This window comes from Enterobacter cloacae complex sp. P27C, assembly GCF_014895705.1.
GTDB classification, from domain to species: Bacteria; Pseudomonadota; Gammaproteobacteria; order Enterobacterales; family Enterobacteriaceae; genus Enterobacter; species Enterobacter bugandensis.
In genome coordinates this window covers 411,095-431,700 of the sequence record NZ_JADBQB010000002.1, presented here as the reverse complement: position 1 = coordinate 431,700, position 20,606 = coordinate 411,095, and the positions used below count along the sequence as shown (strand labels likewise).

Genomic DNA, 20,606 nt, shown 5'->3' with positions numbered 1-20,606 from the left:
TTAGTGAACCATCATGTTGTAGTTGAGGTTCCACATAATCCAGATGGAACCGACTACCAGGATAGCGATGATAATCACGGTAAAGATAAAGGCAGTCATATTCCAGCCTTCATCGGACTTGGTGTTCATGTGCAGGAAGCAAACCAGATGCACCAGAATCTGAATCACCGCGGTCACCAGGATTGCTCCCAGGATAACCGGCTTGGACGCAGAACCGCTCATCACCATCCAGAACGGGATCACCGTCAGGATGATCGACAGGATGAAACCTGTCATGTAGGTTTTTACGCTGCCGTGGGAAGCGCCATGATCGTTAGAATGACTCATTACATCGCCCCCATCAGATAGACAACAGAGAACACGCAGATCCATACCACGTCCAGGAAGTGCCAGAACAGGCTCAGGCACATGATACGGGTACGGTTAGTGCTGGTCAGGCCGCGGCGGGAGATCTGGAACATCAGTACTGCCATCCAGATCAGACCCGAGGTCACGTGCAGACCGTGGGTACCCACCAGCGCGAAGAACGCGGACAGGAAGCCACTGCGATCCGGACCGAAGCCTTCCATAATCAGGTGGTGGAATTCATAGATTTCCATCCCGATAAAGCCAGCACCAAACAGCCAGGTCAACGCCAGCCAGGAGACAACCTGGCTCTTGTTGTTTTTGTACATGGCGATAGCCGCCATGCCGTAGGTGATGGAGCTGAATAACAGCAGTGCAGTTTCAACCAGAACGAACGGCAGTTCAAAAATGTCCTTGCCGGTCGGGCCGCCCGCTGTGCCGTTCACCAGAACGGCATAGGTCGCGAACAGACAGCAGAACAGAATGCAGTCGCTCATCAGGTAGATCCAGAAACCGAAGACTTTGGTCGGTCCTGTATCATGGTGCGCATGTTCATGCGCGTGGGCAGTTGAGTGCGCCAGAGTATCAGTTGCCATTTTTCAGCCCCGCTTTAGAAATCTCGTCGAAATGCTGATTTTCCAGCTTTTCAACTTCACGGACTGGTACGTAGTAGTCCACGTCCTCGTCAAAGCTCTTCACAATCCAGCTGATTACGATGCCAGCGAAGCCAACAATCGCCATCCACCAGATGTGCCAGATCATTGCGAAACCAAATACCGTTGCGAAAGCGGCAATCACGATGCCCGCAGCGCTGTTTTTCGGCATATGGATCTCTTCGTAATGCTCAGGTTGCTTGTACGCTTCACCTTTTTCTTTCATTTCCCAGAATGCGTCACGCTCGTGAATGTGCGGCACTACGGCAAAGTTATAGAACGGTGGTGGAGAAGAGGTTGCCCACTCCAGCGTACGGCCACCCCATGGGTCACCGGTCAGGTCGCGGTTCAGGTTACGGTCGCGGATGGACACGTAGTACTGAATCAGCTGGCACAGAATACCGCAGGCAATCAGCGCTGCACCGCCCGCTGCAACCATCAGCATTGGGTGGAACTGCGGATCGATCTGCTGGCTCAGACGACGGGTCATACCCATGAAGCCCAGCACGTACAGCGGCATAAACGCCACGAAGAAGCCAATGATCCAGAACCAGAACGCGCGTTTACCCCAGGTTTCGTTCAGCGTGAAGCCAAACGCCTTAGGCCACCAGTAAGTCACACCTGCGAAGCAGCCGAAGACCACACCACCGATGATAACGTTATGGAAGTGCGCAATCAGGAACAGGCTGTTGTGCAGAACGAAGTCAGCACCTGGCACCGCCAGCAGTACGCCGGTCATCCCACCTACGGAGAAGGTCACGATGAAGCCGATGGTCCACAGCATTGCTGAGTGGAATACGATACGGCCCTGATACATGGTGAACAGCCAGTTGAAGATCTTCACCCCGGTAGGGATGGCGATAATCATGGTGGTGATACCGAAGAAGGCGTTTACGTTCGCGCCCGCACCCATGGTAAAGAAGTGGTGCAGCCAAACGATGAACGACAGAACGGTAATACACACGGTTGCCCACACCAGAGAGGTGTAACCAAACAGACGCTTACGCGAGAAGGTTGCCGCGATTTCGGAGAACACACCGAAGACAGGCAGAACCAGAATGTACACTTCCGGGTGACCCCAGGCCCAAATCAGGTTGATGTACATCATCATGTTGCCACCCATATCATTCGTGAAGAAATGGGTGCCCAGGTAGCGGTCCAGGGTCAGCAGCGCGATGGTGACGGTCAGAATTGGGAACGACGCGATAATCAGTACGTTGGCGCACAGAGATGCCCAGGTAAATACTGGCATCTTGAACATCGTCATACCTGGTGCACGCATCTTCAGGATGGTCACGAAGAAGTTGATACCGGTCAGGGTGGTACCGACACCGGAGAGCTGAAGCGCCCAAATCCAGTAGTCAACGCCTACACCCGGACTGTATTCAATTCCCGAAAGCGGTGGGTAAGCCAGCCAGCCGGTCTGTGCGAATTCGCCCACGCCCAGTGACAGGTTAACCAGGATAACGCCGACAACCGTGAACCAGAAGCTCAGGTTGTTCAGGAACGGGAACGCTACGTCGCGCGCGCCAATCTGCAGCGGAACGACAACGTTCATCAGACCGATTACCAGCGGCATCGCCACGAAGAAGATCATGATAACGCCGTGGGCGGTAAAGATCTGATCGTAGTGGTGCGGTGGCAGGAAGCCGGCTTCGCCCGCAGACGCGAGTGCCTGCTGGCTACGCATCATGATTGCATCCGCAAAGCCACGAATTAACATGACGATACCGACGATGCAGTACATGATACCGAGTTTTTTGTGGTCAACCGAAGTCAGCCACTCATTCCACAGGTAGCTCCACTTACCGAAGTAAGTGATCAGGCCAACTAAGGCCGCGCCACCAATGATAATTGCAGCCACCGTAACCATGATAATCGGTTCATGGTAGGGCACTGCATCCAGTGTCAATTTTCCGAACATTTTCTTCCTCGGCCCCTTAGTGAGCGGTTTCCGCGTGGCTCATGTCCATGCCTTCCATACCTTCGTGCGCGCTGTGCTCGCCTTCTGGCTGGGTCATGTCCATGCTCTTGCCGTGATCCATAAATTTGCCAATAACGTCTTTGAACAAATCTGGTTTCACGTTAGAGAAGTACTCCACCTTGTTGTATTCGCTAGGTGCAGCCACTTTTTCGAACGCCGCCATGTCAGACATGGTGTTTGGAGACTGCTTCGCTTTTTCAACCCACTGGTCGAAAGCGGCACGGTCCGGCGTCGCAATAGCTTTGAACTTCATACCTGAGAAGCCCGGGCCGCTATAGCTGGCGGAGATACCATCGTAGGTGCCTGCTTCATTCGCGATCAGATGCAGGTTCGTCTGCATACCGGCCATCGCGTAAATCTGGCTACCCAGACGCGGGATGAAGAAGGAGTTCATTACGGAGTTGGAGGTCACTTTGAACTGAACCGGAGTGTTCGCCGGGAAGGCGATTTCATTCACGGTAGCAATGCCCTGCTCTGGATAGATGAAGAACCATTTCCAGTCCATGGAGACCACTTCAATGGTAATAGGTTTTTCATCGTGAACCAGCGGCTTGCTTGGCTCAAGTGAGTGAGTGGTTTTCCAGGTCAGCACGGCAAGGAACAGGATGATCAGGATAGGTACCGTCCAGACCACAGCTTCAACTTTGTTGGAGTGTGACCAGTTCGGGCTATACTTCGCATCTTTATTGCTCGCACGATACTTCCAGGCGAAACCAACAGCCATCAAAATGGCAGGAATAACCACAATCAACATCAGGCCAAAAGCCGTCAATATCAGTGAACGTTGTTCCAGTCCAATCTGTCCTTTGGGGTCTAGTAGTGCAGAATCACAGCCACTGAGTAATACAGTACCTGCGAATAATGACAACCATCCCAAACTTTTATTGTATTTCCTGAGTCTCATTTAACGACCTCAATTCCACGGGAGTCTGGTGGCGTTTAAAGTGTGCGGGCATTTTACGGGAAGGTTACATTACTGTAAACATCATTAGGCCTGTGTCAGGAAGGTGTTACCGGGTTCTGCCGCACGTGTCACAAGTGTTGCAGATTATGTCGGTTTTTATGACCGAAGCCGCATGATATGGGCTTTATAACGAAAGGACCCCCAAGCATACCCTAAAAGGGGCAATTGGTATAACCATTGTTAAAAATATACAAAAAATTAACAATTAATTATCAATAAAAAGACATCTAAAAAACGAAAAATCAAACTTTCCAATGCTGAATCGTTTAATGAAAAATAGCGTTTTGGAATTGGCTCCAATAATTTCCAAATCCTATCCCGCACAAAACAACAAATATTTTTTTAGCGGCTGTTGGCTATTTCACCGTTATAATTTCGGTTAGTGATTACAACGGGAAATAACCTTTCACTTTTTCTTCAGGTCATCTGCGTTTTACGCAATGCCATAAAATCGAGCAGACCCCCCGTCAGGATCCCGGCGATGGCCAGCAGGGCTCCAGCATCCAGCAGAAGGGCTTCGAGGGGGAGCGCCAGAGACGTACTGGCGTTAACGATAAGTACCACAAGCCATAGCGCCAGCGCGCCGCAGCCCGCCATTAGCAGACGTAACGCAAATCGGTAGGCGCGGTGATATTCAGTACGCGGCATAAAGTGTTCGGTCCGCTGGGTATATTCCAGCGTCTGGCGACACACCAGCAATAATAAAATCCCCGGCACGGCAGCCGCGACCGAGAAGAGATAAAACGTTGGCCAGCCGTGGGCTTCTACAAACCAGCCGGCAATCGGGCCTACGTACACGCGCCCAACGGCCGAGAGCGCCGAGAGCAGCGCAAACTGCGTAGCGGAAAACGATTTATTGCAAAGGGTCATCAGCAGGGCGACAAACGCCGCCGTCCCCATGCCGCCACAGAGATTTTCAAAGAACACCGCCGCGGCCATGCTGAACATATGCTTGTCAGTCACCGACAGCAGCCAGTAGCCCGCGTTAGATGCGCCCTGCAGGATGCCGAAGATCAGCAGCGCGCGGAACAGCGTCAGGCGCTGCATCAATACGCCGCCATAAAGCGCACCGACGATGGTCGCAAACAGCCCCAGCGTTTTATTCACCACGCCCACTTCACCGGCATCAAAACCGACGCCGCGGATCAGGAAGGTGGTGGTCAGGCTCATGGCAAAGGCATCGCCCAGCTTATAAAGGACGATGAGCAGCAGGATCAGCCAGGCATTGTTGCGGCCAAAAAAGTCACGCAGCGGTTCGGCCACGGCCTGTTCCAGCGAGCGGGGAACCGGAATGACGTCGCTCGGTTCGGGTGCAAATAGCGTAGCGATAATGCAGGGGATGAGCAGGGCAGCCATCAGCCAGTACATACCCTGCCAGCCGAGATAACGGTCGGCCAGCCACAACGCCAGCCCGCCGGAGACCAGCATCCCGAGGCGATAGCCCAGCACGCTGATCGCCGCACCGGCACCGCGCTCTTCCGCAGGTAACACGTCCGTCTTCCAGGCGTCGAACACGATATCCTGAGAGGCGGAACAGAAGGCTATCATCACCGCAAGCGCGGCCATCCAGCGGAGCTGTGTGGTCGGCTCAAGAAAGCCCATCGCCGCAATCGCCAGCAGCAGCAGGACCTGTGTCATCACTAACCAGCCGCGACGACGCCCCAGAAACGGCGGCGTATAGCGATCCATCACCGGCGACCACAGGAACTTAAAGACATACGCCTGACCGACAAGCGAGAAGAAACCAATGGTTTTGAGATCGATGTTCTCAACCGTCATCCACGCCTGAAGCGTGCCGGAGGTGAGCGCGAGGGGTAAACCGGAGGCAAAGCCGAGGATCAGCAGAATTGCTGATTTCGGTTGCTGGAAAATGCGTAAGTAGTGACTGGACATGTTCTTATGAACTGACCCGGTGAAGCACCGGGCCAGTGAGCAGGATTAACGTGCGTTCTGCTTGATAAAGTCGTGAATGCTGGTGTCCTGCGCCATATCGGCGATGGTGTCCGTCAGCACGCTGTTAACGGCGTTAGCAATATTCTTGTTAGAGGCCTGGAACGCGCCTTCAACAGAGTAGCTGGCGCGGTAGTTTTTGGTCATCTTGTTGCCGTTCTTCGCGGTGGCAATGATGGCGATATCCGCTTTGGTCGCAATGTTGTAGCGCACGTTGCCCTGAGAGACGTCTGCGTACAGGTTGTTGACGATAATCTGCAGATCAACCGCGCCGCTTGGGCCAATCATGTAGCCGCGAGCGGTCATTTGCTTCTCAAGCACTTCCTGCAGCAGGAAGCGCAGGTCGCGGGACGCGGTCAGCGTCACCTGCTGGTTGTCGCGGGTCACTTTTGCCAGCGCCTGGTCCTGACGCTGATCGGCACCGTTAATGCTCACGGTGACGCCCATCAGGCTTGGGTCCTGCTGAGGCAGGGTGATTTTTGGTGAGACATCAATAGTGGTAGGCGGAGTCGCACAGCCTGCCAGCATAAAAAGGGCTACCAACGGAAAGAAGAGTTTTTTAAACATTTTCAGGTTCTCAACGAATCGTAAGCATTAAAGAGAGAAAAATTGCCGCCATCATATCATCGACTACGGCCAGGGGAAGTGGTCAACGCATGTAAATTCATCGTCTTGTCTGAAAACTGACCAGCTCATCCTTTTTCTCCTCCCGCCAGAGACGACAGGTATGAGTCTCACAGTGAACTTCATGCATTTGAATGAGAAAATCAGACGAAAGCTAAATATTTGTTGTCAAGGTGTAATGAAAACGGTAAAAGCGGCTAACATTTAAAGGGATGGGTGACATCTTAGCGTTGTCGGAGGAGTAATTTCATGATGATACGTGAACAGATAGAAGAAAAATTAAGGGCAGCGTTCAACCCTGTGTTCCTCGAAGTCGTCGACGAAAGCTATCGTCATAACGTGCCGGCAGGTTCTGAAAGCCACTTTAAAGTGGTTCTGGTTAGCGATCGCTTCACGGGAGAACGTTTCCTGAACCGACATCGCCTGATCTACAGCACCTTGACGGAAGAACTCTCCACGACCGTGCATGCGCTGGCACTGCATACCTACACCATTAAGGAATGGGAAGGCTTGCAGGATACGGTTTTTGCGTCGCCGCCGTGTCGCGGTGCAGGCACCATCGCCTGATAAATCGGATTTGCAACGGCTGGAGCTTTTCCAGTATGTTGCTTACAGATTTCCTCAAAACGGCCTCCGGGCCGTTTTGTTTTGTCTGAGTTTTGAGCGGATGGTGCGATTTTAAGGCTAAAAATAGCCTTAAAGTGTGAAAAAAGCCGCAGCAACATGCTCCAACCGTTCTCGACTCACCTAAGTGATGCCGCTATAATGCCGCGTCTTATTGAATGTCTTCGGGATGATTCTGGCGACAGGGAATGTGAATCTGCACTAAGAGAGCATCCCGGTATAACAGACAGATTCAGAGTTGACCGAGCACTGTGATTTTTTTGAGGTAACAAGATGCAAGTTTCAGTTGAAACCACTCAAGGCCTTGGCCGCCGTGTAACGATTACTATCGCTGCTGACAGCATCGAAACTGCTGTGAAAAGCGAGCTGGTCAACGTAGCAAAAAAAGTACGTATTGACGGCTTCCGTAAGGGCAAAGTACCAATGAATGTTGTTGCTCAGCGTTATGGCGCTTCCGTGCGTCAGGATGTGCTGGGTGAACTGATGAGCCGCAACTTTATCGACGCGATCATCAAAGAAAAAATCAATCCAGCCGGCGCGCCAAACTACGTGCCAGGCGAATACAAACTGGGCGAAGACTTCACCTACTCCGTAGAGTTCGAAGTGTACCCGGAAGTTGAGCTGAAAGGCCTGGAATCTATCGAAGTTGAAAAACCGATCGTTTCCGTGACTGACGAAGACGTTGACGGCATGCTGGACACCCTGCGTAAGCAGCAGGCGAACTGGAAAGAGAAAGAAGGCGCTGTTGACGCGGAAGACCGCGTAACCATCGACTTCACCGGTTCTGTAGACGGCGAAGAGTTCGAAGGCGGCAAAGCGTCTGATTTCGTACTGGCAATGGGCCAGGGTCGTATGATCCCAGGCTTCGAAGACGGCATCAAAGGCCACAAAGCGGGCGAAGAGTTCACCATCGACGTGACCTTCCCTGAAGAGTACCACGCTGAAAACCTGAAAGGTAAAGCAGCGAAGTTCGTCATCAACCTGAAGAAAGTTGAAGAGCGCGAACTGCCAGAACTGACTGAAGAGTTCATCAAGCGTTTCGGCGTGGAAGATGGTTCTGTTGCAGGCCTGCGTACCGAAGTGCGTAAGAACATGGAGCGCGAGCTGAACGGTGCTGTGCGTAACCGCGTGAAATCTCAGGCGATTGAAGGTCTGGTAAAAGCGAACGAAATCGACGTTCCTGCTGCCCTGATCGACAGCGAAATCGACGTGCTGCGCCGTCAGGCTGCACAGCGCTTCGGTGGCAACCAGCAGCAAGCGATGGAACTGCCGCGCGAGCTGTTCGAAGAGCAAGCGAAACGCCGCGTTGTTGTTGGCCTGCTGCTGGGCGAAGTGATTCGTACCCACGAGCTGAAAGCTGACGAAGAGCGTGTGAAGGGCCTGATCGAAGAGATGGCGTCTGCATACGAAGATCCATCAGAAGTGATCGAGTTCTACGGTAAGAACAAAGAGCTGATGGACAACATGCGCAACGTCGCACTGGAAGAGCAGGCTGTTGAAGCGGTACTGGCGAAAGCGAAAGTGACCGAAAAAGCGACCTCTTTCAACGAACTGATGAACCAGCAGGCGTAATTTCGCTCTAACGGTTTAAAGTTTGAACAAAAAACCCGTTGCCTTCCGGCGACGGGTTTTTTTTATCGCGGCATGGGTTCTGGAAGGGTGCTAAAACGCCCTTTCAGTGTTAGCGTTACAACAAAAGGTTGTTATGCTTGAAATAGGGCGTGGCGAACCCCATAAGTATGTAATCACGATGATTGAGACTGGCTGATAATCCGTCCATAAGGTTACAATCAGTACAGCAGGTGTTTTCAATTTTGAACCAGGAGACGGAAATGTCATACAGTGGCGAACGAGATAACTTTGCACCCCATATGGCGCTGGTGCCAATGGTTATTGAACAGACCTCACGCGGTGAGCGTTCTTTCGATATCTATTCCCGTCTGCTCAAGGAACGCGTTATCTTTCTGACCGGCCAGGTAGAAGACCATATGGCTAACCTGATCGTGGCGCAGATGCTGTTCCTGGAAGCGGAAAACCCGGAAAAAGACATTTACCTGTACATCAACTCGCCTGGCGGTGTGATTACGGCGGGCATGTCCATTTATGACACCATGCAGTTCATCAAGCCAGATGTCAGCACTATCTGTATGGGGCAGGCTGCATCCATGGGGGCCTTCCTGTTAACCGCAGGGGCGAAAGGTAAGCGTTTCTGCCTGCCTAACTCCCGCGTGATGATTCACCAGCCGCTGGGGGGTTACCAGGGGCAGGCGACGGATATCGAAATCCACGCCCGCGAAATTCTGAAAGTAAAAGCGCGCATGAATGAACTTATGGCGCAGCATACAGGTCAATCTCTTGAGCAGATCGAGCGCGATACCGAGCGCGATCGCTTCCTCTCTGCTCCAGAGGCAGTTGAGTACGGCTTAGTCGACTCCGTATTGACCCATCGTAATTGATGCCCGCGACGCGAGTGTGCCGCTATACTAAGGTAGGGCGGCACGCTGCTTAAAGCACACGCGTCTTAGAATGGCATTTGCGTCGTCATGTGCGGCACAAAGAACTTAAAAAGAGGTTTGGACTCATGACAGATAAACGCAAAGATGGTTCGGGCAAACTGCTGTACTGCTCTTTTTGCGGCAAAAGCCAGCATGAAGTGCGTAAACTGATTGCCGGGCCGTCCGTGTATATCTGCGACGAATGCGTCGATTTATGTAACGACATCATTCGCGAAGAGATTAAAGAAGTTGCGCCGCACCGTGAGCGTAGCGCATTGCCAACGCCGCATGAGATTCGTCATCACCTTGACGACTATGTCATCGGTCAGGAGCAGGCCAAGAAAGTGCTGGCGGTGGCGGTATACAACCACTACAAACGTCTGCGTAACGGCGACACCAGCAATGGCGTAGAACTGGGCAAAAGTAACATTCTGCTGATCGGGCCAACCGGCTCCGGTAAAACGCTGCTGGCGGAAACCCTGGCGCGCCTGCTGGATGTTCCGTTTACCATGGCGGATGCCACCACCCTGACCGAAGCCGGTTACGTGGGTGAGGACGTTGAAAACATCATCCAGAAACTGCTGCAGAAGTGCGATTACGACGTTCAGAAAGCACAGCGCGGGATTGTTTATATTGATGAGATTGACAAGATCTCCCGTAAATCCGACAACCCGTCTATCACCCGTGACGTATCGGGTGAAGGCGTGCAGCAGGCCCTGCTGAAGCTGATCGAAGGTACGGTTGCGGCCGTTCCGCCGCAGGGTGGACGCAAACATCCGCAGCAGGAGTTCCTGCAGGTCGATACCTCCAAGATCCTGTTCATTTGCGGCGGCGCGTTTGCTGGTCTGGATAAAGTCATTTCCCACCGTGTTGAAACCGGCTCCGGCATCGGTTTTGGCGCAACGGTGAAGGCGAAGTCCGAGAAAGCCAACGAAGGTGAACTGCTTTCGCAGGTTGAGCCTGAAGATCTGATCAAATTTGGTCTGATCCCTGAATTCATTGGCCGTCTGCCGGTTGTGGCAACGCTGAATGAGCTGAGCGAAGACGCGCTGATTCAGATCCTGAAAGAGCCGAAAAACGCGCTGACCAAGCAGTATCAGGCGCTGTTCAATCTGGAAGGCGTTGAGCTGGAATTCCGTGACGAAGCGCTGGATGCGATTGCCAAGAAAGCGATGGCACGTAAAACCGGTGCGCGTGGTTTGCGCTCTATCGTTGAAGCGGCACTGCTCGACACCATGTACGATCTGCCGTCGATGGAAGACGTCGAAAAAGTGGTTATCGACGAGTCCGTGATCGGCGGCCAATCCAAGCCGCTGCTGATTTACGCTAAACCGGAAGCCCAGCAGGCATCTGGCGAATAATTCACCAAATCATACAAGCAGTTAATCAAAAAGGGGGGATTTTATCTCCCCTTTACTTTTTCCGTATTCATAGCGTTGAATGTGTGGGAAACATCCCCATATACTGGATACATGTTAATGGTTATGTGAAGCACTGTGACATGACCAGCTTACCTGGCGGACACTAAACTAAGAGAGAGCTCTATGAATCCTGAGCGTTCTGAACGCATTGAAATCCCCGTATTGCCGTTGCGCGATGTGGTGGTTTATCCGCACATGGTCATACCCTTATTTGTAGGGCGGGAAAAATCTATCCGTTGCCTCGAAGCCGCCATGGATCATGATAAAAAAATCATGCTGGTGGCCCAGAAAGAAGCATCAACGGATGAGCCGGGTGTAAACGATCTTTTCACCGTCGGGACCGTGGCCTCTATTTTACAAATGCTGAAGCTGCCGGACGGCACCGTGAAGGTGCTGGTCGAAGGCTTACAGCGTGCGCGTATTACCACGCTGTCAGACGATGGCGAACACTTCTCTGCCAAGGCAGAGTACCTTGATTCGCCTGAACTTGATGAGCGCGAGCAGGAAGTGCTGGTACGTACCGCGATTAGCCAGTTCGAAGGCTATATCAAGCTGAACAAGAAAATCCCACCAGAAGTGCTGACGTCGCTGAACAGCATCGACGATCCTGCGCGTCTGGCGGACACCATCGCTGCACACATGCCGCTGAAGCTGGCTGACAAACAGTCCGTGCTGGAGATGTCCGACGTTAACGAACGTCTGGAATATCTGATGGCGATGATGGAGTCTGAAATCGATCTGCTGCAGGTTGAGAAGCGCATTCGTAACCGCGTGAAAAAGCAGATGGAAAAATCTCAGCGTGAGTACTATCTGAATGAGCAAATGAAGGCCATTCAGAAAGAGCTGGGCGAGATGGACGACGCACCGGACGAAAACGAAGCGCTGAAGCGTAAGATTGACGCGGCGAAGATGCCGAAAGAGGCGAAAGAGAAAGCCGAAGCAGAACTGCAGAAGCTGAAAATGATGTCTCCGATGTCGGCTGAAGCAACCGTCGTGCGCGGTTACATTGAGTGGATGGTGCAGGTTCCGTGGAACGCCCGCAGCAAGGTCAAGAAAGACCTGCGTCAGGCCCAGGAGATCCTCGATACTGACCACTACGGCCTAGAACGCGTGAAAGACCGCATCCTTGAGTACCTCGCGGTACAGAGCCGTGTAAACAAAATTAAAGGCCCAATTCTGTGCCTGGTAGGACCGCCGGGGGTGGGTAAAACCTCTCTGGGCCAGTCCATCGCCAAAGCGACCGGACGTAAGTACATCCGTATGGCGCTGGGCGGCGTGCGTGATGAAGCGGAAATCCGCGGTCACCGCCGTACCTACATCGGTTCTATGCCGGGTAAACTGATCCAGAAAATGGCGAAAGTGGGGGTTAAAAATCCGCTGTTCCTGCTTGATGAGATCGACAAAATGTCGTCGGACATGCGCGGTGACCCGGCGTCTGCTCTGCTGGAAGTGCTTGATCCAGAACAGAACGTGGCGTTCAGCGATCACTACCTGGAAGTGGACTACGACCTCAGCGATGTAATGTTCGTGGCAACGTCCAACTCCATGAACATACCGGCACCGCTGCTGGACCGTATGGAAGTGATCCGCCTCTCCGGTTATACCGAAGACGAAAAGCTGAACATTGCTAAACAGCACCTGCTGCCGAAGCAGATTGAGCGTAACGCGCTGAAAGCCAACGAGTTGACCGTCGAGGACAGCGCGATTATCGGCATCATTCGCTACTACACCCGTGAAGCGGGCGTGCGTAGCCTTGAGCGCGAAATATCTAAGCTGTGCCGTAAGGCGGTAAAACAGCTGCTGCTGGATAAGAGCCTGAAGCACATCGTGATTAACGGTGACAATCTGCATGCCTACCTCGGCGTTCAGCGCTTCGACTATGGCCGCGCGGATAACGAAAACCGCGTGGGTCAGGTGACCGGTCTGGCATGGACGGAAGTGGGCGGCGATCTGCTGACCATCGAAACCGCCTGTGTGCCGGGCAAAGGCAAGCTGACCTACACCGGCTCGCTGGGTGAAGTGATGCAGGAGTCCATCCAGGCTGCGCTGACCGTGGTGCGCGCGCGCGCGGAAAAACTGGGTATCAACCCTGATTTCTACGAAAAACGCGACATTCACGTTCACGTTCCTGAAGGGGCGACGCCGAAAGATGGCCCAAGCGCGGGTATTGCCATGTGTACCGCTCTGGTTTCCTGTCTGACGGGCAACCCGGTACGTGCCGATGTGGCAATGACTGGTGAAATTACGCTGCGCGGTCAGGTCCTGCCAATCGGCGGGTTAAAAGAAAAACTGCTGGCGGCACACCGCGGTGGGATCAAAACCGTATTGATCCCTTACGAAAATAAACGCGATCTGGAAGAGATTCCGGACAACGTGATTGCCGATCTGCAGATCCATCCTGTTAAGCGAATTGAGGAAGTTCTCAGTCTCGCACTGCAGAATGAGCCCTCCGGAATGCAGGTTGTAACCGCAAAATAGTGACCTCGCGCAAAGAGCGTCAATAAAAACAAGGCTGGTAAGTCATTTCGCACTTGCCAGCCTTTTTTTGTATAGCTAATTTAGATTGCTGATTAGGTCAGCCATCAACAACGGGTGTTGTAAGGTCATGGCAGGCCTGATATAACTGCTGCGCGGTCGCGTTGTGAAGGACTCAGGCGCGATATAAATTATAAAGAGAGGAAGAGAACAGTGAATAAATCTCAACTGATTGACAAAATTGCTGCTGGTGCTGATATTTCTAAAGCTGCAGCTGGACGTGCGTTAGATGCATTAATTGCTTCTGTTACTGAATCTCTGCAGGCTGGGGACGACGTTGCACTGGTAGGCTTCGGTACTTTTGCTGTTAAAGAGCGTGCTGCCCGTACTGGCCGCAACCCTCAGACCGGTAAAGAGATCACCATTGCTGCTGCTAAAGTGCCGGGTTTCCGTGCAGGTAAAGCGCTGAAAGACGCAGTAAACTGATTGCTTTCCCGTTTCAGGGAAGCCGGATAGTACAAGGGCGCATCGTTTGATGTGCCTTTTTTGTTTGTCCAGACCTGATTTGTGCGAGTTTATGCGAGTTGTGGGCTGACAATCGCCCCGTTTTCTTGTCACAATACGCCTTCACGCGCGACGGGCAGGATTTTCCGTCAGCGTCAGGTAACCAGTCACCTACAGCGGAGTGTTGTTACACCATGATGGACAGCTTACGCACGGCTGCTAACAGTCTCGTGCTCAAGATTATTTTCGGTATCATTATCGTGTCGTTCATATTGACCGGCGTGAGCAGTTACCTTATTGGCGGTGGCGCGAACTATGCCGCAAAAGTGAATGGCCAGGAAATCAGCCGTGGTCAGTTCGAGAATGCTTTTGCCGGTGAGCGTAACCGTATGCAGCAACAGCTGGGCGACCAATTCTCTGAACTGGCGGCGAATGAAGGGTACATGAAAACCCTGCGCCAACAGACACTGAACCGTCTTATCGACGAAGCGCTGCTGGATCAGTATGCCAAAAAGCTGGGCCTTGGCATCAGCGACGAGCAGGTCAAAAAAGCGATCTTCGCCACTCAGGCATTCCAGTCTAACGGTAAATTCGACAACGCGCGTTACAACAGTATCGTTAACCAGATGGGCATGACGGCGGATCAGTACGCGCAGGCGCTGCGTAACCAGCTGACGACCCAGCAGCTCATTAACGCTGTCGTGGGTACCGATTTCATGCTTAAAGGTGAAACCGACGAACTGGCCGCGCTGGTGGCACAGCAGCGCGTGGTCCGTGAAGCGACCATTGATGTGAACGCCCTGGCGGCGAAACAGCAGGTGAGCGACGCAGACGTTAATGCTTACTACGAGCAGAATAAAAACGCCTTTGTTTCTCCGGAGCAGTTCCGCGTCAGCTACATCAAGCTGGATGCAGCTGCGCTGCAGGAAAGCGCGTCTGATGCCGAGATCCAGTCTTACTACGACCAGCATCAGGATCAATTCACTCAGCCGCAGCGTAACCGCTACAGCGTGATTCAGACCAAAACTGAAGCAGATGCTAAGGCGGTACTGGATGAGCTGAACAAAGGCGCTGATTTCGCCACCCTTGCGAAAGCGAAATCCACCGACATTATCTCTGCGAAAAACGGCGGTGATATGGGCTGGCTGGAAGACGCAACCACGCCCGACGAGCTGAAAAATGCCGGCCTGAAAGAGAAAGGCCAGCTGTCTGGTGTGATTAAATCATCCGTTGGTTTCCTGGTCGTGCGTCTGGACGACATCACCCCGGCGAAAACCAAGCCGCTGGCTGAGGTTCGTGATGATATTGCCGCGAAAGTGAAACAGGAAAAAGCCCTGGATGCCTACTACGCGCTGCAGCAGAAGGTGAGCGATGCTGCCAGCAACGACAACGAATCTCTGGCAGGTGCAGAGCAGGCGGCGGGTGTGAAAGCGGTTGAGACCGGCTGGTTTGGTCGCGACAACCTGCCGGAAGAGCTGAACTTCAAACCGGTTTCTGATGCCATCTTTAACGGTGGTCTGGTGGGCGAGAACGGCACGCCGGGCAGCAACTCTGACATTATTACCGTTGACGGCGATCGCGCCTTTGTTCTGCGCGTCAGCGAGCACAAGCCAGAAGCGGTCAAACCGCTGGCGGAAGTGAAGGATCAGGTCGTCGCTCAGGTTAAGCACAACAAAGCAGAACAGCAGGCTAAACTGGACGCTGAGAAGATTCTGGCCGATCTGAAAGCGGGTAAACAGGACGCGCTGAAAGCGGCAGGTCTGAGCTTCGGTGAGGCGAAAACGCTGAGCCGTACCGGTCAGGACCCAATCAGTCAGGCCGCGTTTAGCCTGACGCTGCCGGCAAAAGACAAGCCAAGCTTCGGTACCACCACCGATATGCAGGGTAACGTTGTTCTGCTGGCGCTGGACGACGTGAAAGCCGGCACTCTGCCAGAAGCGCAGAAGAAGGCGATGGTTCAGGGCATTACTCAGAACAATGCTCAGATTGCTTTCGAAGCCATGATGAGCAACCTGCGTAAAGACGCCAAAATCAAGCTGGGCGATGTCATGACTCAGCAGCAGTAATTACGTGTCTGCTCGCAGATTTTCGTAACGCTCTGCAAAAACTAAAGGCCGCTTTCGCGGCCTTTTCCATTTCTGCAATCTGCTGTTTGTGCCTGTTTTCACAGGCGGCTATCGTTGCGTGGCTGTCAACAAACAAGGAGATAACAGCATGAAATGTGGAATCAAAGCACTGTTAATTACGCTGGCTATTGCCACCACCGGGATGAGCGCGGGCGCGCAGGCGGCGACGCCCGCCGCCAAACCACAGGCTACGCAGAGCAAGTCAGACGCGGCCGCGCCGGTACAAGGGCAGACCAAAGCGGCTGACGCCGGTAAAAATGCGGATGATGACGGTACGCGGGTCAGCATTAACTCGGCCTCGGCAGAGGATCTCGCCCGCGCAATGAATGGCGTGGGCCTGAAAAAAGCGCAGGCTATCGTCAGCTATCGTGAAGAGTACGGCCCATTCAAAACGGTCGACGATCTCAAACAGGTTCCGGGCATGGGCAGCGCGCTGGTTGAGCGCAACCTCTCACACCTGACACTGTAATAACGCAATTTCTTGCACTGCGGCAAAAGTTTGCCAGGATAAAGAGGTCATACCAGTTATGACCTCTGATCCTAAAACAATGAAAGGCTATTGCGCTATGCAGACAAAAATCAAAGTACGCGGTTTCCATCTTGATGTTTATCAGCACGTCAATAACGCTCGCTATCTCGAGTTTCTTGAAGAAGCGCGCTGGGACGGGCTGGAAAACAGCGAAAGCTTTCAGTGGCTGACCGCGCACAACATCGCGTTCGTGGTCGTCAATATCAACATCAACTATCGCCGTCCGGCCGTGCTGGGCGATGTGCTCACCGTGACCAGCCAGGTACAACAGCTAAACGGCAAAAGCGGCGTGTTAAGCCAGGTGGTGACGCTCGATCCAGAAGGGCAGGTGGTGGCTGATGCACTGATCACCTTTGTCTGTATCGATCTGAAAACTCAGAAAGCGCTGCCGCTGGAAGGGGAATTGCGGGAAAAGCTGGAGTTGATGATCGTATAAGACATATTAAGGCGCACTCGTGCTGTCGACTCCTGTTTTGCGACAGCACGGTCAAAAAACGCTATTTAAGTCCGGTCTTTTGCTTCATTGCCGCCATCACGCCGACTTTATCAGCCAGGTAATGGTTAAGCCCGTTAGCGCGCAGATTACAGGCGGCGCACTGGCCGCAACCGTCGCCTTTGATGCCGTTATAGCAGGTGAGGGTTTCGCTGCGAACCAAATCCAGCTTGCCCCAGTAGTCGGCCAGCGCCCAGGTTTCGGCTTTATCCAGCCACATGAGCGGGGTTTCAAAGCGCGTCTCTTTCGCCATCCCCAGATTGACGGCGTGGTTGAGCGCTTTTACAAACTCATCGCGGCAGTCCGGGTATCCTGAGAAGTCGGTCTCGCATACGCCCGTAATTACCGCTTCGGCTTTTACCTGATAGGCATAAATCGCCGTCAGGGTCAGGAACAGAATATTACGCCCCGGCACAAACGTGTTCGGAATGCCGCTGGCATCGGGTTCGTAGTCCGGTACAGGAATACTGTCCCGGGTGAGGCTGCTGACGGCCAGTTCATTTAACAGCGTAACGTCCAGCACCTTGTGCGCGCGTGCCCCTAGTTTGAGGGCCAGTTCACGGGCAACGTCGATTTCAGCGCGGTGACGCTGGCCATAATCGAAAGTCACACAGTGAACTTCATCATACTGATGAAGAGCCTGAACCAGGCAGGTTGTAGAGTCTTGTCCTCCGCTGAACACGACGACGGCACGTTTCATAAATCATCTCGACTGTTACGGTAAAACCGTTATGTTACCGTCTGGCTACGGCGGCGACCAGCTTCTTCACGATTTGGGGGCGGGTAGCCAGGCTTCGGTAAAATCAAACCAGCCGCGGGTGTTGAGGCGTATGCCGTTGACTCCCGGCGGGGCGCTGATTTGATATTGATAGTTAAAAAGCGGCGTCAGCACCGCATTCTCCATCAGGCGGTTGAAAATGGCTTGCAGACCGGCGTGTCGGTCCCGAGCTTCGGCCTGAGACTGCACCGCATCCAGCGTGGCTTGCAGATGGGCGTAGGCCGGTGCGCTTAACACGTGCGGCCACAGGGCATCGCAGCGCAGCCACTGCTCAAGCGTATACGCTGGCGCTTCGCCAATCAGCCTGTCCCCCATCATGATGTCTGCATCGGCAAGCTGCTGGCATCCGTCCCACGTCTTGGCGTCGTGGAAGATGACGGTCAGGTCACAACCCTGTCGCGCCAGGTACGCCTTTAACTGGCTGGCCATGGTGTGAAGCTCAACGGGAAGATGGTAAACCAGCGTCAGCGCCTCAGGCAGGGCAACGCCCGTTAAGTCAGGCCATTCGGGGATTGTCCAGCCGGGAAGCAGTTCCCCGGTGGGCGTAATGAGTCCTTCGTTGAGCGGAAGCGTGTGCAGAAGCCTGGAGAGATGGATGATATTGATAAGCCGCTTCGCCTGGATCTCACTCAGACGCGCGCTCTGTTTCAGCGTGAGGTAACAGAAGCCCAGGCTGGTGCTGCTGCTGACCAGCCTCAGGGTTTCAAGCTCATCGGCCTCGCCAATCGCGATTTGCACCGGGTGACGACAGCTGGTGCCCAGCCTGTAATCAAACAGCTGGGGGGTGATCCAGTATTCGATGGCTTTGAGCAGCGGATGGCTCAGGTGGTATTGCTCATGGCTTTCCAGACGAACCAGGTCGGGCTCAAAGGCGGCCAGCCGGAAGGGGCCGCAGCCAAGTTCAGGATAGTCGGGATGCGCCAGACGGCTGCAGTAGGTTGCCAGCCTGTGCGCCAGCCAATAGTCCGGTTGATGCAGCATAAATGTCAGACACTGTGGATGTGTTGTTTCGATATGTAAAACGCTCCTGAACAGGGTGCGCAGGGGGGGAAGCGTCAACAGTGCCGTCAGGCTTCGCTGGAGCTGCGCCGTTTCTATTTTATCGCCGTTATGCCAGTGCAGGGTGGAGCGAATGTAGAAATGCCAGCGCAGCCCGTCAGCAGAGACCTCCCAGTGATGCGCGAGATCGCCCGTGGGTTCACTGCTGTTACCGTTAAAACGCGTCAAGCCTGAAAATACCTGTCCTGCCAGATGCTGCTCCGCCCGGCCAGGCAAAAAGCCCGGCTGAAGCGGCTCCAGCGAGCGATAGTAGGGGATGCGCAGCGTCGGCGTGTCGTTTTGCCACTGCCCGCCTAAAAACGGATGCAGCAACGATCTCAGCGCTTCAGGAGCAAGCTGGGCCAGCTCCAGCGCGTTATGCTGCTGCCCGCTCTTCAGCGCCTCTTCCATCATCGCATTGCGCAGTGACTCCGGGCTGGCATGGAACGTCAGCTCACCGCGCTTGCCGCGACCAGACCGCGCGTGCCAGCTGAGCCAGCCCGCCTCCTGAGCCTGACGCAGCAGGGTGCGGACATGGCGCTCGCTACAAAAACAGCGGCTGGCAAGCTCACTTATGGTGACCTGCTGTGGAGCGCCAGCGGAAGGTTGCCACAGGCGTTGATACTGGTTAAGACGGTTCAGCTGGCGCATAAGAAACCCGGAACAATAATTTTCATCTATTCACTATTACTTCCGTATATCTCACACGATACTGATGCACAAGTTAATCGCATCACATTTCAGGAGTAATCATGGCCCGCCTCGCTGCATTTGATATGGACGGTACGTTGTTAATGCCGGATCACCGTCTGGGGGAGAAAACGCTGAGTACCCTGAAGCGGCTGCGCGAGCGTGATGTCACCCTGACGTTTGCCACTGGCCGCCACGTGCTGGAGATGCGTCATCTGCTGGGCACGTTTTCCCTGGATGCGTTTTTAATCACGGGTAACGGAACGCGCATTCACACCGTTGAAGGAGAGGTGCTGCACCGCCAGGATCTCAACCCGGAAGTGGCGGATATTGTTCTGCACAGCACGTGGGACACGCAGGCCAGTATCCACGTATTCAACGATCAAGGCTGGTTTACCGGAAGCGAAATCCCCGAATTGTTGCACGCGCATGTTTATAGCGGCTTCAAATACCAGCTTATCGATCTGCGCCGGATCCCCGCCCACGCGGTGACCAAGATTTGCTTCTGTGGCGATCACGACGATCTTTGCCGCTTACGCATTCAGTTAAATGAGGCGCTGGGCGACCGGGCGCACCTGACCTTCTCGGCGGTGGATTGTCTTGAAGTCCTGCCGGTGGGCTGTAACAAAGGTTCAGCCCTGGCGGTGCTCAGCGACCACCTGGGCTTAACGCTGCAGGAGTGTATGGCGTTTGGCGACGCCATGAATGACCGCGAAATGCTGGGCAGCGTGGGGCGCGGCCTGATTATGGGGAATGCGATGCCGCAGCTGATCGCAGAGCTTCCTCATCTGCCGGTTATCGGACACTGCGGCAACGAAGCGGTGTCCCATTTTTTGACGCATTGGCTGGACAACAACAACCTCCCATATTCCCCCGAATAGTGAGACCCTTCCAGCAAGCCAGACCTCGGTCT

General features: G+C 53.7%; 18 protein-coding genes. 10 read left to right on the top strand and 8 right to left on the bottom strand.

Going from position 1 to position 20,606, the window contains the following annotated elements; all coding sequences use genetic code 11:
* The 6 genes from IM291_RS05490 to IM291_RS05465 form a co-directional block, all read right to left on the bottom strand.
* Complete coding sequence (locus IM291_RS05490) at positions 1-327, bottom strand: cytochrome o ubiquinol oxidase subunit IV (RefSeq protein WP_006176899.1); 327 nt, start codon at positions 325-327, stop codon at positions 1-3.
* A complete protein-coding gene (locus IM291_RS05485; protein WP_003859057.1) occupies positions 327-941 on the bottom strand; it encodes a cytochrome o ubiquinol oxidase subunit III in 615 nt (204 codons plus the stop codon). Before IM291_RS05485 ends, IM291_RS05490 begins: the two co-directional genes overlap by 1 nt.
* The gene (gene cyoB / locus IM291_RS05480; protein WP_028012157.1) at positions 931-2,922 is read right to left on the bottom strand and encodes a cytochrome o ubiquinol oxidase subunit I; all 1,992 of its coding nucleotides are present in this window, start codon (positions 2,920-2,922) and stop codon (positions 931-933) included. Before cyoB ends, IM291_RS05485 begins: the two co-directional genes overlap by 11 nt.
* Before the next feature lie 16 nt (positions 2,923-2,938).
* Positions 2,939-3,886 carry a cytochrome o ubiquinol oxidase subunit II gene (gene cyoA / locus IM291_RS05475; protein WP_048999051.1) on the bottom strand — a complete coding sequence of 316 codons (948 nt, stop codon included), beginning with the start codon at positions 3,884-3,886 and terminating at the stop codon, positions 2,939-2,941.
* Positions 3,887-4,363: 477 nt separating this feature from the next.
* A complete protein-coding gene (ampG, locus tag IM291_RS05470; protein ID WP_045259899.1) occupies positions 4,364-5,839 on the bottom strand; it encodes a muropeptide MFS transporter AmpG in 1,476 nt (491 codons plus the stop codon).
* A 45-nt stretch (positions 5,840-5,884) separates the two neighbouring features.
* On the bottom strand, positions 5,885-6,463 hold the full coding sequence (locus IM291_RS05465; protein WP_028012160.1) for a lipoprotein: 579 nt from the start codon (positions 6,461-6,463) through the stop codon (positions 5,885-5,887).
* A gap of 306 nt (positions 6,464-6,769) precedes the next feature.
* On the opposite strand from IM291_RS05465, the gene bolA reads away from it, so the two are divergent.
* The 9 genes from bolA to IM291_RS05420 all read left to right on the top strand — a co-directional run bounded on the left by bolA (position 6,770) and on the right by IM291_RS05420 (position 17,130).
* A complete protein-coding gene (bolA, locus tag IM291_RS05460) occupies positions 6,770-7,087 on the top strand; it encodes a transcriptional regulator BolA (protein ID WP_003859051.1) in 318 nt (105 codons plus the stop codon).
* Between the two features lie 330 nt (positions 7,088-7,417).
* Positions 7,418-8,716, top strand: a complete 1,299-nt coding sequence (gene tig / locus IM291_RS05455) for a trigger factor (RefSeq protein ID WP_008503318.1) — start codon at positions 7,418-7,420, stop codon at positions 8,714-8,716.
* Positions 8,717-8,976: 260 nt separating this feature from the next.
* A complete protein-coding gene (gene clpP, locus IM291_RS05450) occupies positions 8,977-9,600 on the top strand; it encodes an ATP-dependent Clp endopeptidase proteolytic subunit ClpP (protein ID WP_014069126.1) in 624 nt (207 codons plus the stop codon).
* 125 nt (positions 9,601-9,725) lie between these two features.
* Positions 9,726-11,000 carry an ATP-dependent protease ATP-binding subunit ClpX gene (gene clpX / locus IM291_RS05445; RefSeq protein WP_192986305.1) on the top strand — a complete coding sequence of 425 codons (1,275 nt, stop codon included), beginning with the start codon at positions 9,726-9,728 and terminating at the stop codon, positions 10,998-11,000.
* Positions 11,001-11,183: 183 nt separating this feature from the next.
* Positions 11,184-13,538 carry an endopeptidase La gene (gene lon, locus IM291_RS05440; RefSeq protein ID WP_023334706.1) on the top strand — a complete coding sequence of 785 codons (2,355 nt, stop codon included), beginning with the start codon at positions 11,184-11,186 and terminating at the stop codon, positions 13,536-13,538.
* A gap of 210 nt (positions 13,539-13,748) precedes the next feature.
* Positions 13,749-14,021, top strand: a complete 273-nt coding sequence (gene hupB, locus IM291_RS05435; RefSeq protein ID WP_002444653.1) for a nucleoid-associated protein HU-beta — start codon at positions 13,749-13,751, stop codon at positions 14,019-14,021.
* A 212-nt stretch (positions 14,022-14,233) separates the two neighbouring features.
* Positions 14,234-16,105, top strand: coding sequence for a peptidylprolyl isomerase (gene ppiD, locus IM291_RS05430; protein WP_028012162.1), 1,872 nt, complete (start codon positions 14,234-14,236; stop codon positions 16,103-16,105).
* Between the two features lie 148 nt (positions 16,106-16,253).
* On the top strand, positions 16,254-16,634 hold the full coding sequence (locus IM291_RS05425) for a helix-hairpin-helix domain-containing protein (protein WP_028012163.1): 381 nt from the start codon (positions 16,254-16,256) through the stop codon (positions 16,632-16,634).
* 97 nt (positions 16,635-16,731) lie between these two features.
* Positions 16,732-17,130 (top strand): YbgC/FadM family acyl-CoA thioesterase, encoded by a 399-nt coding sequence (locus IM291_RS05420; protein ID WP_014830880.1) that lies wholly within the window; start codon positions 16,732-16,734, stop codon positions 17,128-17,130.
* A 61-nt stretch (positions 17,131-17,191) separates the two neighbouring features.
* On the opposite strand, the gene queC is transcribed toward IM291_RS05420, so the two are convergent.
* Both queC and IM291_RS05410 read right to left on the bottom strand, forming a co-directional pair.
* Positions 17,192-17,887: a 7-cyano-7-deazaguanine synthase QueC gene (queC, locus tag IM291_RS05415; protein ID WP_023332238.1), complete on the bottom strand. Its 696-nt coding sequence runs from the start codon at positions 17,885-17,887 to the stop codon at positions 17,192-17,194.
* Between the two features lie 66 nt (positions 17,888-17,953).
* Positions 17,954-19,654: an SgrR family transcriptional regulator gene (locus IM291_RS05410; RefSeq protein ID WP_192986303.1), complete on the bottom strand. Its 1,701-nt coding sequence runs from the start codon at positions 19,652-19,654 to the stop codon at positions 17,954-17,956.
* 101 nt (positions 19,655-19,755) lie between these two features.
* Between IM291_RS05410 and cof the strand changes: the two genes are divergently transcribed.
* Positions 19,756-20,574: an HMP-PP phosphatase gene (cof, locus tag IM291_RS05405; protein WP_028012168.1), complete on the top strand. Its 819-nt coding sequence runs from the start codon at positions 19,756-19,758 to the stop codon at positions 20,572-20,574.
* The last annotated feature ends 32 nt before the right edge of the window (positions 20,575-20,606 follow it).

Excerpts from the sequence above, each read along its gene's own strand:
- IM291_RS05490 (WP_006176899.1), bottom strand. The coding sequence starts at position 327 with ATGAGTCATTCTAACGATCATGGCGCTTCCCACGGCAGCGTAAAAACC.
- IM291_RS05485 (WP_003859057.1), bottom strand. The coding sequence starts at position 941 with ATGGCAACTGATACTCTGGCGCACTCAACTGCCCACGCGCATGAACAT.
- cyoB (WP_028012157.1), bottom strand. The coding sequence starts at position 2,922 with ATGTTCGGAAAATTGACACTGGATGCAGTGCCCTACCATGAACCGATT.
- cyoA (WP_048999051.1), bottom strand. The coding sequence starts at position 3,886 with ATGAGACTCAGGAAATACAATAAAAGTTTGGGATGGTTGTCATTATTC.
- ampG (WP_045259899.1), bottom strand. The coding sequence starts at position 5,839 with ATGTCCAGTCACTACTTACGCATTTTCCAGCAACCGAAATCAGCAATT.
- IM291_RS05465 (WP_028012160.1), bottom strand. The coding sequence starts at position 6,463 with ATGTTTAAAAAACTCTTCTTTCCGTTGGTAGCCCTTTTTATGCTGGCA.
- bolA (WP_003859051.1), top strand. The coding sequence starts at position 6,770 with ATGATGATACGTGAACAGATAGAAGAAAAATTAAGGGCAGCGTTCAAC.
- tig (WP_008503318.1), top strand. The coding sequence starts at position 7,418 with ATGCAAGTTTCAGTTGAAACCACTCAAGGCCTTGGCCGCCGTGTAACG.
- clpP (WP_014069126.1), top strand. The coding sequence starts at position 8,977 with ATGTCATACAGTGGCGAACGAGATAACTTTGCACCCCATATGGCGCTG.
- clpX (WP_192986305.1), top strand. The coding sequence starts at position 9,726 with ATGACAGATAAACGCAAAGATGGTTCGGGCAAACTGCTGTACTGCTCT.
- lon (WP_023334706.1), top strand. The coding sequence starts at position 11,184 with ATGAATCCTGAGCGTTCTGAACGCATTGAAATCCCCGTATTGCCGTTG.
- ppiD (WP_028012162.1), top strand. The coding sequence starts at position 14,234 with ATGATGGACAGCTTACGCACGGCTGCTAACAGTCTCGTGCTCAAGATT.
- IM291_RS05425 (WP_028012163.1), top strand. The coding sequence starts at position 16,254 with ATGAAATGTGGAATCAAAGCACTGTTAATTACGCTGGCTATTGCCACC.
- IM291_RS05420 (WP_014830880.1), top strand. The coding sequence starts at position 16,732 with ATGCAGACAAAAATCAAAGTACGCGGTTTCCATCTTGATGTTTATCAG.
- queC (WP_023332238.1), bottom strand. The coding sequence starts at position 17,887 with ATGAAACGTGCCGTCGTCGTGTTCAGCGGAGGACAAGACTCTACAACC.
- IM291_RS05410 (WP_192986303.1), bottom strand. The coding sequence starts at position 19,654 with ATGCGCCAGCTGAACCGTCTTAACCAGTATCAACGCCTGTGGCAACCT.
- cof (WP_028012168.1), top strand. The coding sequence starts at position 19,756 with ATGGCCCGCCTCGCTGCATTTGATATGGACGGTACGTTGTTAATGCCG.